Source organism: Streptococcus sp. OMI870 (assembly GCF_047460295.1).
Lineage (GTDB): Bacteria > Bacillota > Bacilli > Lactobacillales > Streptococcaceae > Streptococcus.
Genome location: NZ_JASHGM010000001.1, coordinates 150,282 through 164,272 on the forward strand (window position 1 = coordinate 150,282; position 13,991 = coordinate 164,272).

The 13,991-nt window shown below is 41.7% G+C and carries 11 protein-coding genes and 1 pseudogene; 8 read left to right on the top strand and 4 right to left on the bottom strand.

The genetic code is table 11. From position 1 onward, the window contains the following. The first annotated feature begins 34 nt into the window (after nt 1-34). The 8 genes from QM968_RS00745 (at nt 35) to QM968_RS00780 (ending at nt 9,143) form a co-directional block, all read left to right on the top strand. A complete protein-coding gene (locus QM968_RS00745) occupies nt 35-775 on the top strand; it encodes an esterase family protein (RefSeq protein WP_009731061.1) in 741 nt (246 codons plus the stop codon). Between the two features lie 22 nt (nt 776-797). Continuing rightward, on the top strand, nt 798-1,964 hold the full coding sequence (locus QM968_RS00750; RefSeq protein ID WP_414381418.1) for an ATP-grasp domain-containing protein: 1,167 nt from the start codon (nt 798-800) through the stop codon (nt 1,962-1,964). A gap of 223 nt (nt 1,965-2,187) precedes the next feature. Then, nucleotides 2,188-3,156 (top strand): thiamine pyrophosphate-dependent dehydrogenase E1 component subunit alpha, encoded by a 969-nt coding sequence (locus QM968_RS00755; RefSeq protein ID WP_414381421.1) that lies wholly within the window; start codon nt 2,188-2,190, stop codon nt 3,154-3,156. A gap of 16 nt (nt 3,157-3,172) precedes the next feature. Then, a complete protein-coding gene (locus QM968_RS00760) occupies nt 3,173-4,165 on the top strand; it encodes an alpha-ketoacid dehydrogenase subunit beta (RefSeq protein ID WP_223356362.1) in 993 nt (330 codons plus the stop codon). Between the two features lie 219 nt (nt 4,166-4,384). Next, a complete protein-coding gene (locus QM968_RS00765) occupies nt 4,385-5,428 on the top strand; it encodes a dihydrolipoamide acetyltransferase (RefSeq protein WP_009731056.1) in 1,044 nt (347 codons plus the stop codon). 41 nt (nt 5,429-5,469) lie between these two features. Further along, nucleotides 5,470-7,173, top strand: a complete 1,704-nt coding sequence (gene lpdA / locus QM968_RS00770; RefSeq protein ID WP_414381425.1) for a dihydrolipoyl dehydrogenase — start codon at nt 5,470-5,472, stop codon at nt 7,171-7,173. 229 nt (nt 7,174-7,402) lie between these two features. Next, nucleotides 7,403-8,392 carry a lipoate--protein ligase gene (locus QM968_RS00775; RefSeq protein WP_223356367.1) on the top strand — a complete coding sequence of 330 codons (990 nt, stop codon included), beginning with the start codon at nt 7,403-7,405 and terminating at the stop codon, nt 8,390-8,392. 109 nt (nt 8,393-8,501) lie between these two features. After that, a complete protein-coding gene (locus tag QM968_RS00780) occupies nt 8,502-9,143 on the top strand; it encodes a hypothetical protein (RefSeq protein ID WP_223356369.1) in 642 nt (213 codons plus the stop codon). Nucleotides 9,144-9,228: 85 nt separating this feature from the next. Here QM968_RS00780 and xerS read toward each other — a convergent pair whose 3' ends face one another. From xerS to ffh, 4 genes and pseudogenes are all read right to left on the bottom strand, one after another. Continuing rightward, complete coding sequence (xerS, locus tag QM968_RS00785) at nt 9,229-10,299, bottom strand: tyrosine recombinase XerS (protein WP_223356372.1); 1,071 nt, start codon at nt 10,297-10,299, stop codon at nt 9,229-9,231. A 193-nt stretch (nt 10,300-10,492) separates the two neighbouring features. Next, nucleotides 10,493-11,463, bottom strand: a pseudogene (locus QM968_RS00790) (acetylxylan esterase). Between the two features lie 105 nt (nt 11,464-11,568). Next, entirely contained in the window at nt 11,569-12,336 is a 768-nt protein-coding gene (locus tag QM968_RS00795; RefSeq protein WP_414381430.1) for an alpha/beta hydrolase, read from the bottom strand. Between the two features lie 66 nt (nt 12,337-12,402). Further along, a complete protein-coding gene (ffh, locus tag QM968_RS00800) occupies nt 12,403-13,974 on the bottom strand; it encodes a signal recognition particle protein (RefSeq protein WP_414325609.1) in 1,572 nt (523 codons plus the stop codon). Nucleotides 13,975-13,991 lie beyond the last annotated feature (17 nt).

The window sequence follows — 13,991 nt, forward strand, 5'->3', positions numbered from 1 at the left end:
TTTTAAATTTTTATAATAAAGAAAGAGGGAACCTATGAATATTGAACATCTAAGCCACTGGAGTGGTCAACTTAACCGCGAAATGTATCTAAACCGTTATGGACATGCAGGGATTCCTGTAGTGGTCTTCGCTTCATCAGGTGGAAGCCATAACGAATACTATGATTTTGGTATGATTGATGCCTGTGCTCAGTTCATCGAAGAAGGACGGGTTCAATTTTTCACCCTTTCAAGTGTCGATAGTGAAAGCTGGCTTTGTAATTGGAAAAACCCTCACGACCGTGCAGAAATGCATCGTGCCTATGAACGCTACGTGATTGAAGAAGCCATTCCTTTCATTAAGCACAAAACGGGTTGGTTTGACCCAATGATGACAACCGGTTGCTCTATGGGAGCCTACCATGCCCTTAATTTCTTCTTGCAACATCCAGATGTTTTCAACAAAGTTGTAGCTTTGAGTGGTATCTATGATGCTCGTTTCTTTGTTGGTGAGTTTGGTGGGGATGAAGCGATTTACCAAAATTCTCCATCTGATTACATTTGGCATCAAAATGATGGCTGGTTTATCGACCGTTACCGTCAGGCTGAAATTGTCGTTTGTACCGGTCTTGGCGCTTGGGAACAGGATGGCCTACCATCTTTCTACAAACTGAAAGAAGCCTTTGATCAAAAAAATATTCCTGCTTGGTTTGCAGAGTGGGGACACGATGTAGCCCATGATTGGGACTGGTGGCGCAAGCAAATGCCATATTTCTTAGGACAAATGTATCTATAAGTCGAAAAGGGAGGAGACCTCTATGAATTATCTTGTTATTTCACCTTATTATCCGCAAAACTTTCAACAATTTACCATTGAATTGGCTAACAAAGGCATTACTGTCTTGGGGATTGGTCAAGAGCCGTACGAACAGTTAGATGAGCCTTTGCGCAATAGTTTGACAGAGTATTTCCGTGTAGAAAATATGGAAGACTTAGATGAAGTGAAGCGTGCAGTAGCCTTTCTGTTCTATAAACACGGCCCAATCGATCGCATCGAGTCTCACAATGAATACTGGTTGGAATTGGATGCGGCACTTCGTGAGCAATTTAATGTCTTTGGTGCCAAACCTAAAGATTTGAAGAAAACCAAGTTTAAATCAGAAATGAAAAAACTCTTCAAGAAAGCAGGAGTTCCTGTCGTTCCTGGTGCTGTGGTAAAAGCAGAAAAAGATATCGACAAGGCTGTGAAGAAGATTGGGTTGCCATTGATTGCTAAGCCTGATAATGGAGTAGGCGCAGCAGCGACCTTTAAACTTGAAACACCAGAAGATGTCGACCATTTCAAAGCAGAATGGGATGGACATACGGAGTACTTCTTTGAGAAATTCGTCACTTCTAGCGAGATTTGTACCTTTGATGGTCTAATCGATCGCGATGGCAACATTGTCTTCTCAACTACTTTTGACTATGCCTATACGCCACTTGACTTAATGCTCTACAAAATGGACAATTCTTATTATGTCCTCAAAGAGATGGATCCAAAATTGCGTCAGTATGGGGAAGCGATTGTTAAAGCCTTTGGCATGAAGGAACGTTTCTTCCACATTGAGTTCTTCCGTGATGGGGATGACTATATTGCGATCGAGTACAATAATCGCCCAGCAGGTGGCTTTACGATCGATGTTTACAATTATGCTCACTCTATCGACTTGTACCGAGGCTACGCGGCCCTTGTAGCCGGCGAACCTTTCCCAGCTTCTGAGTTTGAGCCACTTTATTGTTTGGCGACTTCACGCCGTGCCAATGCAGCCTATGTCCTTTCAGAGGAAGAAGTCTTGGCCAAATACCAGCATCAATTCCGAGTGAAAAAAGACATGCCTGCAGCCTTTGCGGAACTTCAAGGGGACTACCTCTACATGTTAACAACGCCAAGTCGTGAAGAGTTAGAACAAATGATTCATGATTTTGGCCAACGCGCTGAATAAAATCTTACCGATAGGTGTTCTCCTATCGGTTTTTTATTGCAAAATTAGTAAGGGCAGTTCAGTATTTAAGTTTGTGAATCTTTTATATAATAGTTCATAAAACCATTTCTATCAGTATGTTAGGCGCTTTAGTTTGTGAAGGGAAATGAGCATTTATTTTGACAGTGTTTTCATAGTGAGATAGAATAAAATAGTATGAATAAATGCTAAGAAAGGCGAAATAATGGCAACATTAGACAAAAGTCTCTTATTGGAAATGTTCCGTAAAATGGGAGAAATCCGTCGCATGGACTTAAAAATTGCACAGTTAGTAAAAAAAGGGAAAGTGCCAGGAATGACGCACTTTTCTGTTGGGGAAGAAGCAGCTAACGTTGGAGCCATGTTGGCTTTAAACGACGATGATTTGCTGACATCTAACCACCGTGGACACGGACAAGCTATCGCTAAAGGAATCGATTTGAATGGCATGATGGCTGAGATCCTTGGTAAGTATACTGGTACTTGTAAAGGGAAGGGAGGCTCTATGCATATTGCTGACCTTGATGCTGGTAACCTTGGTGCCAACGGAATCGTCGGTGGTGGTATGGGGATTGCCGTAGGTGCAGCCCTTACTCAACAAATGCATAAGACTGGTAAGATTGTTGTCTGCTTCTTTGGTGATGGGGCAACCAACGAAGGTGTCTTCCATGAAGCGGTCAATATGGCTTCGATCTGGAATCTTCCAGTTATTTTCTACTGTATCAATAATGGTTATGGAATCTCTGCTGACATTAAGAAAATGACCAATGTCAAGAATATCCATGAGCGTAGTGCTGCTTACGGCATTCCAGGAATGTTTATTCCTGATGGTAACAACGTCATTGATGTCTATGAAGGATTCCAAAAAGCTGTTGAACACGTCCGCTCTGGTAAAGGTCCTGTCTTGATTGAAAGTGTCACTTATCGTTGGCTCGGTCACTCCTCTTCAGACCCTGGTAAATACCGGACACGTGAAGAAGTCGAAGAGTGGAAGAAGAAAGATCCAATCGAAAACCTTCGCAAGTATCTCCTTGAAAATGAGATTGCGAGCGCAGAAGAATTGGATCAGATCCAAGAAGAAGTGAAAGAAGCAGTGGAAGCTTCAGTGAAATTTGCGGAAGAAAGCCCATTCCCTCCACTCGAATCAGCTTTCGAAGATATTTACGCAGACTAAGGGGGAGTAGAGAATTATGGAAACTAAATTAATGTCTTTCCGCGATACCATTATCCTTGCTATGTCTGAGGAAATGCGTCGCGACGAAAACGTATTGTTGATGGGGGAAGATGTCGGAGTGTTCGGTGGAGACTTCGGAACTTCAGTAGGAATGCTTGAGGAATTCGGTCCAGAACGTGTCCGTGACTGTCCGATTTCTGAGGCCGCGATTTCAGGTGCAGCAGCAGGTGCAGCCATGACTGGACTTCGCCCAATCGTTGATATGACCTTCATGGATTTCTCAGTAATTGCCATGGATGCTATCGTCAACCAAGCAGCGAAGACGCGCTACATGTTTGGTGGAAAAGGGCAAGTACCGATGACCGTTCGCTGTGCTGCCGGTAACGGAGTTGGATCTGCAGCTCAACATTCCCAATCTTTGGAATCATGGTTCACCCATATTCCTGGTTTGAAAGTTGTTGCTCCAGGAACTCCAGCGGATATGAAGGGACTTCTCAAGTCATCTATCCGTGATAATAACCCCGTTATCATTCTTGAATACAAATCAGAATTCAACCAAAAAGGGGAAGTGCCAGTTGATCCAGACTACACTATTCCACTTGGTGTCGGAGAAATCAAACGCGAAGGAACTGACGTCACTGTCGTAACTTACGGGAAAATGCTTCGTCGCGTCATGCAAGCAGCTGAAGAATTGGCTGAAGAAGGCATTTCAGTAGAAGTAGTAGACCCACGTACCGTGGTTCCACTTGATAAAGAGATTATTATTAATTCTGTTAAGAAAACAGGAAAAGTCGTCCTTGTCAATGACGCCCATAAAACAAGTGGTTATATCGGTGAAATCTCAGCTATCATTTCTGAATCAGAAGCATTTGATTATCTGGATGCACCCATCCGTCGTTGTGCGGGGGAAGATGTGCCAATGCCTTACGCACAAAACCTTGAAAATGCAATGATTCCAACAGTTGAAAGCATCAAAGATGCCATTCGGAAAACGTATAATAAAGAATAAGACATAATTTAAATTATGTAGCATCTGTTGAATTAGACGAAGAAACTTTGTATCTTTAAGATGCAAAGTTCTCTGCGTCCTTGATATCTTAGATTAGAGCACGGGCTAAAAGCTCGGAAAAAAGATAAATCTCCTTGACTTCATCGAAGTCTGCGTAGATTTCCTATTTTTCGGTCGCTTTTAAACGCCCTTTGCATCATAAATAGAATAGGAGAGGTCATGGCTGATGATAAGCTAAGAGCGACTCCTGCGGCTAGAAAATTAGCGGATGATCTTGGGATCAACCTCTATGATGTTTCTGGTTCAGGCGCAAACGGTCGTGTCCACAAAGAAGACGTGGAAACATATAAAGACACAAATGTGGTTCGCATTTCACCACTTGCAAAACGAATTGCTTTAGAACACAATATTGCTTGGCAAGAAATTCAAGGAACGGGTCATCGTGGCAAGATCATGAAGAAGGATGTCCTTGCTTTCCTTCCTGAAAATATTGAGAAGGATACCATTAAGTCACCTGCTCAAATCGAGAAGGTGGAGGAAGCTCCAGATAATGTGACACCTTATGGTGAAATCGAGCGAATTCCGATGACACCAATGCGTAAGGTGATTGCTCAACGGATGGTGGAATCTTATTTGACAGCACCAACCTTTACTTTGAACTATGACGTTGATATGTCTCAAATGTTGGCCCTTCGTAAGAAAGTATTGGATCCAATCATGGAAGCAACTGGCAAGAAAGTCACTGTAACAGATTTGCTTTCTCTTGCGGTTGTTAAGACCTTGATGAAACATCCATACATCAATGCGTCATTAACAGAAGATGGCAAAACCATCATCACTCACAACTATGTCAACTTGGCTATGGCGGTTGGGATGGACAATGGGCTGATGACACCGGTTGTCTATAACGCAGAAAAGATGACTTTATCAGAGTTGGTGGTAGCCTTCAAGGACGTTATCGGACGGACCTTGGACGGTAAATTAGCGCCAAGCGAATTGCAAAATTCAACCTTTACTATCAGTAACTTGGGAATGTTTGGTGTTCAATCTTTTGGACCGATTATCAACCAACCAAACTCTGCCATTCTTGGGGTTAGCTCGACAATTGAGAAACCTGTTGTAGTTAATGGTGAAATCGTGATTCGTCCAATTATGAGTCTTGGTTTAACAATTGACCACCGTGTCGTAGATGGTATGGCTGGTGCTAAGTTTATGAAAGACTTGAAAGCCTTGATTGAAGACCCGATTTCAATGTTGGTCTAATTAACGAGAGAGAATAGAAACAAGAAAAAGAGGGAAATAAAATGGCCTTAGAAGTAATTATGCCAAAAGCCGGCGTAGATATGACCGAAGGACAAATCGTTCAGTGGAATAAAAAAGTCGGCGAATTTGTAAAAGAAGGAGAAATTCTCCTTGAAATCATGACTGACAAAGTCAGCATGGAATTGGAAGCTGAAGAAGACGGTTACTTGATCGCTATCCTGAAAGGGGACGGCGAGACTGTTCCTGTAACAGAAGTGATTGGTTATCTTGGTGAAGAAGGGGAAAATATCCCAACAGCTGGAGCAACTGCACCAGAAGCTAGCCCAGCACCTGCAGCAAGCGCTTCGAACGATGATGGTAAGAGCGATGATGCTTATGATATCGTTGTTATTGGTGGTGGTCCTGCTGGTTACGTATCTGCTATCAAGGCGGCTCAATTGGGTGGTAAGGTTGCTCTTGTTGAAAAATCTGAACTTGGTGGAACTTGCTTGAACCGCGGATGTATCCCAACTAAGACTTACCTACACAACGCTGAAATCATTGAAAATATCGGTCATGCGGCAAACCGTGGGATCATCATTGACAATCCTAGCTTCACAGTGGATATGGACAAGGTTCTTGAAACTAAGAACAAGGTCGTAAATACTTTGGTTGGTGGTGTTGCAGGACTTCTTCGTAGCTACGGAGTGGATGTTCATAAGGGGATCGGTACCATTACGAAAGATAAGAATGTTTTGGTCAATGGTTCTGAGTTACTTGAAACTAAGAAAATTATCCTTGCTGGTGGTTCAAAAGTCAGCAAGATTAACGTTCCTGGTATGGAGTCTTCCCTTGTAATGACGAGTGATGACATCTTGGATATGAATGAAGTCCCAGAAAGCCTTGTGATCATTGGTGGTGGGGTTGTCGGTATCGAGCTTGGTCAAGCCTTTATGACCTTTGGTTCAAAAGTAACTGTTATTGAAATGATGGACCGCATTGTTCCAGCTATGGATGCGGAAGTATCTAAGAACCTTCGTTTGATCCTTGAACGCAAAGGTATGACAATCTTGACCGATACGAAACTGCAAGAAATCATTGAAGAAGATGGCAAACTTCGTATCAAGGTTGAAGGAAAAGACGATATCATTGCAAACAAAGCTCTTCTTTCAATCGGTCGTGTTCCAGATCTTGAAGGAATCGGAGAAGTTGAGTTTGAATTAGACCGTGATCGTATCAAGGTCAATGAATATATGGAAACATCTGTTCCAGGTATCTATGCGCCAGGTGATATCAACGGTACGAAGATGTTGGCTCACGCTGCCTTCCGTATGGGTGAAGTAGCGGCTGAAAATGCCCTTAAGGGAAACCACGCTGTTGCCAAATTGAACTTGACGCCTGCAGCCATCTATACACTTCCTGAAGTTGCGGCTGTTGGTTTGACAGAAGAACAAGCTCGTGAGAAATATGATGTCCAAATCGGTAAATTCAATTTTGCCGCAAACGGACGTGCCATTGCATCAGATGCGGCTCAAGGATTCGTTAAAGTTATTGCAGACAAGAAATACGGTGAAGTTCTTGGGGTTCACATTATTGGTCCAGCAGCAGCTGAATTGATCAACGAAGCTTCAACCATCATTGAGATGGAAATCACTGTGGAAGAAATGCTCAAGACCATCCACGGTCATCCAACCTTCTCAGAAGTGATGTACGAAGCTTTTGCGGATGTACTTGGCTTAGCTGTTCACTCACCTAAGAAGAAATAATATTATTCTTTCAACTAAATTTTCTTAAAGTAGTACGGACGGCAGCGACCTCTTTTAGAGTTCCATGCCTAAAAATTGAGCCACTTGTCTCAATTTTTCCGAGAAATGTAACGATAACTCGTTACATTTCTTTTTACTACTTCAGAAAATTCAAGTGAAAGTCAACTATTTCTTACTAACTCTCATATTACTTTGAGTAGGATTTATAAAACGAATTTTTGGAATTACTATGAAATACATTATTAATTATTCAAATGATACTGCTTTTAATATTGCTTTAGAAGAGTATGCTTTTAAGCATCTGTTAGATGAGGATCAAATCTTCCTTCTCTGGATTAACAAACCATCCATTATCGTTGGTCGTCACCAAAATACCATCGAAGAAATCAACCGCGACTACGTTCGGGAGCATGGGATTGAAGTGGTTCGTCGGATCAGTGGTGGTGGGGCTGTTTACCATGATTTAAACAACCTTAACTACACTATCATTTCAAAAGAAGATGAAAATAAGGCCTTTGATTTCAAGAGCTTCTCGACTCCCGTGATCAACACCTTGGCTCAACTTGGGGTTAAGGCTGAATTTACAGGCCGTAACGACTTAGAGATTGACGGTAAGAAATTCTGTGGGAATGCACAGGCCTATATCAACGGACGCATCATGCACCATGGTTGCCTTCTCTTTGACGTTGATTTGTCAGTCCTTGCTAATGCTCTCAAGGTCTCTAAAGACAAGTTTGAGTCTAAAGGGGTTAAATCGGTTCGTGCACGTGTGACCAATATCATCGATGAATTGCCAGAAAAAATCACGGTGGAAGAGTTCCGTGACTTGCTTTTGGACTACATGAAGAAAGAATACCCTGAGATGACAGAATATGTCTTCTCGGATGAAGAATTGGCTGAAATTAATCGTATCAAGGAAACTAAGTTCGGTACCTGGAATTGGAACTATGGAAAGTCTCCTGAATACAATGTCCGTCGTGGCACAAAATTCCCAAGCGGTAAGGTGGAAATCTTCGCTAATGTCATTGAATCAAAAATTCAAGATATCAAGATTTACGGTGACTTCTTTGGTATCGAAGATGTTGCAGCAGTAGAAGAGGTTCTTCGTGGCGTTAAATACGAACGTGAAGACGTCCTCAAAGCCCTTCAAACCATTAATCTAGGCCGTTATTTTGCTGGAATCACTGCAGAAGAAATTGCTGAAGCAGTGGTGGAATAAAGTAAAAGATATCCATTTAACATGGATATCTTTTATCTTAAACTTGATATTCAAAAATAATGAGAGTAGAATATAGAGGAAATCTGAACAAAAAAGGGGATCATATTCGATGATGAAAATTCCAGTGGAAAAACTTGGTCTATTTGAACAGTTAGATCGTATAGTAGTGGCTTTTTTTAGCAAGCAACAACCTTCAAGTCCATATGATTTAAATATCAGTATTACACAAGAACACCTTGACCAGAAAAAGCAAGAACTAGAACCATTAGGCTATCAAGCTGTCAAGCTACCATTAGGAATGGCTTTAGATAATGTCATCCAGCAACCTCATTATAAAAGCTTAATCATTGGTGGACTTGCTCCCGACGAAATTATAGTCAGCAAAGAAGAATTAATGCCTTTGAAAGATATTGTGGACAGTTTTTGTATTATGTACGCTGCAGCGAATAACAGACTGGAAAATAGTAAGGCTTATGAATTAATGAAAGATAAGACGGTTTATTTTATTGGTAAACTATTTACAGATTTTCCAAAAGCCGGTGATGAAATTGCTTATTTAGGAATTGATCGAATAGCGAGCGATGGTACACCATATGAAGCAGTTAAATGCTTTCTAACGGAAGAGAGTGCAGAGAAGTTCAATGGTGAAAAAAGACCTGTCAGCCCTGCAAACTTGGCCTATCTAAAATCATTCTGGGGAAAACCAGTCATTATTGAGCCACACCGTAATTATTGGATCGAATTTTTATAGAAAGGATAAAAGAGCGTAAGATTTCATAAAAAATCCTACGCTCTTTTTCCAATACTAAAATATTACATAATTTATATTATGTATCTTACAAGCTATCCAAGGCATTTTTTTGCTCGTCATTAACGATATGCGTATACAAGTCCGTTACCTGTGTGCTTGCATGTCCGAGCTGATGGCTGACCAAAACTTGGGATTTGGTTGCATCATAGAGACGGGTTGCAAGAGTATGGCGCAGTTTGTGGGGGGTTACGCGGACTTTGAAGTCTTCTGAATACTTGGCCACCATCTTTTCAACGCTAGAAGCATCAATCCGGTTTGGAACACCTCGATACAAGGTTAAGAAGAGGGCTGTATCGGTCTTCTCTGTCTTATAACGTTTGTCTCGAATAGCGAGATATTGCTCTAAATAGGGCTTAGCAAAGGCAGCAACATTGACAGAGTCTCGTTTTCCACCTTTTCGAGTAACGTCAATCACCATCATCTTAAGGTTGAGATCTCGAAGATCTAGGTTAACTGCTTCAGAGAGACGGACACCAGAGGCAAGAAGGAGTGCGATAATCGCTAAATCTCGTTCTTTATTCTTATTGAATGAAGATAAGGCGCGATTTGAGAGTGTTTGAGGGTATTCCTGATCGATATAGTTGAGGAAACCTTCTGTCTCATCACCTAAAAAGAGCTTTTGCTTGATATTTTCAGCTCGGGCCGCCAAGGTTTCTTTCTTTTTCTTGGTAGCAACCTTCTTCATGACATTGCGGTAGAAATAAGGTTCCCCTTGCTCATTTTCAACTTCCTCAGTCAAATACTTATACAGACTAGAAAGTGCAGAAAGGGTACGGTTAATGGTTGTTTGAGAAACCCCGTTTTTCGTCGTATTGGCATTGAGTAGAGGACGTTCACGTAAGTAAAGGATAAAGGATTCCATGTCTTTCTTGGTCATGTGCTCCAGAACGTCTAAGGGAATATTGGCCATGCTGTCAGCATCCGATATACCAGATTCCAAGACCCAGGTGAAAAATCGATCGTATTCCTTTAAGTATTCGTATAAGGTCGTAAAACTATATGGAACGGCTAGTTTTGATTGGTAATATTCTAAGACGTACCAAGGCATGACTTGTTTGAGTTTATCAATCCGTTCTAATAAGATCTCGCGTTTCATGTTTTTCTCCAAATCTTTCTATACTAGTAGTATAGCATAGCCAGATATATTTTTCAAGAAAATTATAGTTTTTCGGAAAGATGTTATAGGGGATCTATAAGACTGTTTTAGTTTTCTTTCTATACTGTATACCTTTTAAACACAATAAAATCAGCAAATCTCACGGATCTACTGATTGTTTTTCTTCTGTATCTTATTTTTCTACATATTGAAATGGAATCTTGCTACCACAGAGCCAATTATAGACTCGATCATTGACATGAACGTTCATAGCTTCGTGTGTATATTCTGGCATGATTAAATGCTCTTTTGGACCTTCTAATCGATTATAAATGGCAAACTGTGTCTCAGGATAACAAACATTATCATCTAGCCCGGTAATCATGTGAACCTGTCCTTTAATGCGGTGGGCAAAATTTTTCACATCTATATAGGCTAAAGTCTGCATCAAACGATCTTCCGTTTCATGAAATGGATCATGGAACTTGAAATAACGGAAAAGCTCGTCATAGGCCTCGCTGGTGTTCCCAATCTCTAATACACGTCTAAAATCCGATAAGAATGGATAAATGGCTACCGTTCGTTGGATTCGGGGATTCAATCCAGCAGCTACCAGGGCCAGAGCACCGCCTTGAGAGGCTCCATAGCTAGCGAGTTTGCTGTTGTCAACTTGAGGAAAGCTAGCAATAATTTCTATTAACTGGTAAAGATCTAAGTAGACATCCTTATAAAAGAGCTCATCTGGACCTTCCACAACTCCGCGGATAATCTGTCCTTTTACAGTATTTCCAAGTGGTGATCGATCTCCGTCTGTTGAATAGCCTGATTGACCTCTTACGTCCATCGATACAACACCATAGCCAGCTAGTGTATAAGCCAGCATGTCTGTCCAATCCCAACAACGGCCCATATAACCATGAAAATGGAAAATAACTGGAACCTTTTGATCTGTTTTTGGGAAAACAACTCGCGCATAAACAAGACCATTTCGTGTTCCTTTAAAGCTTAATTCATAACAAACAACATTTGGAATGCTGAAATTTTGCTCTTCGAGCTTGTATTCAGGAAGTTCAGCAATGTTTGCTAGGGCTTGATTCCAACTGCCGGAACCTCATCCCGCCCCTTGTAATCTTTCATTGTTTCTAATAATTTGGGATTTTTCATAAAATCCTCCTTAAGTATGTGTAATCGCTACCAAAAATGTACCATATTTACTTAAGGATTGCAAGAGATAAACAAAAATTACATAACCGAAATTATGTAATTTGCTTATAGATTCAAAAATAGACTTAATTGTTTCACTAGATCTGGATTAGTGGGTAAAGCCGAATGATGAGCCTTGCGTCCTTTTAAATTTACTTCTGTATAGGCTTGTTTCTCAAAAATTGATTGTGCTGCTTGAGCACTAGAAAGAGGGACGATCCCGTCTGATTTCCCAGCAAAGCTACCGACAAAGTTAAGGACCTCTACTTCTTTTTCTAAGCGATGCTTCCGTGTCTGAAAATCGTCATACATCTCTTGATTGAATTGGTAAGGACTGCCAATAATAGCGAGCTTGCTTACGGTCAGCTTTTTCTTTTCTAAAAAGCCACTTTCCAATAAGCCAGTCAAAACTAGTCCACCATTGGAGTGTCCGACTGCCTTGAACTCTGTAAAATAATAGTGATCAAGAAGATAGGTAAGAGCGATCTTAAGGGATTCGATTTGGTGCTTGATATTGCTGTAACCGTCTCGATTGTTCTCAAAGCCGATCACAATCATTGGATTCGGCTCTTTTGTATTCAGTCTTCCCTCCATCTCTATAGACTCATCTTTATTGACTTTTATTTTTAAGAGACTCTGTTTTTTTCTGGAAAAGCGATGGAGCATGCGGATGGTTCCGTTGAATCGCTGGATGCTAGCAGAACTCCCAGGTACAAAGATAATCGGTCTGATCGGTGGTTTCTTCGACCCTTTTGGGAATTCAAAGGGCTTGCTGTGCGAAGAAAAGAGTCTTCCAAAGAAACGAACGAGTTGTTGAAATAGTTTTTTAAACATGTTTCCTCTAGTACTATTTTCTAAAAGAACCCAGAACAGTGTGTTCCAGGCCCTTGCTAGAAATGATTATTTCCGTTTTTTCTTATTCTTGCGCATTTGTTTGGCCATCTTGTTCATCGCCCGTTTCATCATGAATTCGCCGGCTTTTCCTTTGAGACCACCACCGAACATTTGGCTCATGTCTGGCATCCCAGCGCCTCCGCCAAGAGCTGATAAGTCAGGCATCCCGCCTTGACCCATCATCCCTTCGAGGGCAGACATATCAGGCATGCCACCTGGCATATTCTTCGGCATATTATTTGGATTAAGCCCCATTTGTTTCATCATCTTGTTCATATCGCCAGAGAGGACACCTTGCATCATCTGTTTGGCTTGGTTAAAGTCCTTGATGAATTTATTGACTTCGACAAAGCTGTTTCCTGAACCAGCAGCAATCCGACGACGACGGCTTGGATTTAACAAATCTGGATTTTCCCGTTCAGCTGGTGTCATGGATGATACAATGGCGCGTTTCCGAGCAATTTCTCGTTCATCGACCTTAAGGTTTTTCATGGCTGGATTGTTGGCCATTCCTGGAAGCATCTTGAGCAGATCTTCCATTGGTCCCATGTTTTGAACTTGGTCTAACTGGTCGATAAAGTCATTGAAGTCAAAGGTATTTTCCCGCATCTTTTCAGCGAGTTCAATGGAGCGTTTCTCATCGTATTCTTGAGAAGCCTTCTCGATCAGCGTCAGCATATCCCCCATACCGAGGATCCGACCAGACATACGATCTGGGTGGAAGGTTTCAATATCGGTGATTTTTTCACCAGTACCAGTGAACTTGATTGGCTTCCCAGTAATCTGACGGACAGAAAGGGCCGCACCACCACGGGTATCCCCATCGATCTTGGTCAAGATGACCCCGGTCACTTCGAGTTGTTCGTTAAACTCACGCGCCACATTGGCTGCTTCTTGACCGATCATGGCATCCACAACCAAGAGGATTTCATTTGGCTCAGCAAGGGCTTTGACATCGCGCAACTCACCCATGAGTTTTTCATCGATTTGCAAACGACCCGCCGTATCGATCAAGACATAGTCATTGTGGTTGACTCTTGCCTGTTCCAAACCTTGACGAACGATCTCTACTGCAGGGACTTCTGTTCCCAATGAGAAGACAGGAACATTAATCTGTTGACCAAGCGTCTTCAACTGGTCGATGGCAGCTGGACGATAGATATCAGCCGCAATCATCAAAGGACGTGCATTTTCTTCCTTGACCAATTTGTTAGCCAATTTCCCAGCAAAGGTTGTTTTACCAGCCCCTTGAAGACCGACCATCATGATAATGGTTGGGATCTTTGGAGATTTGATAATGTCTGCTGTCTCAGAACCCAAAATGGCTGTCAATTCTTCATCGACAATCTTCACGATTTGTTGGGCAGGGTTCAGGGTTTCAATGACTTCATGCCCTACGGCCCGCTCGCGGACACGTTTGATAAAGTCTTTTACAACAGGAAGGGCAACGTCGGCCTCTAAGAGGGCTAGACGAATTTCTTTGGTTGCCTCTTGGACATCCGCTTCAGAGATTTTCCCTTTCTTACGAAGATTTTTAAAGACGTTCTGTAAACGTTCGGTTAAACTTTCAAATGCCATACTACTTCTCCTATTAC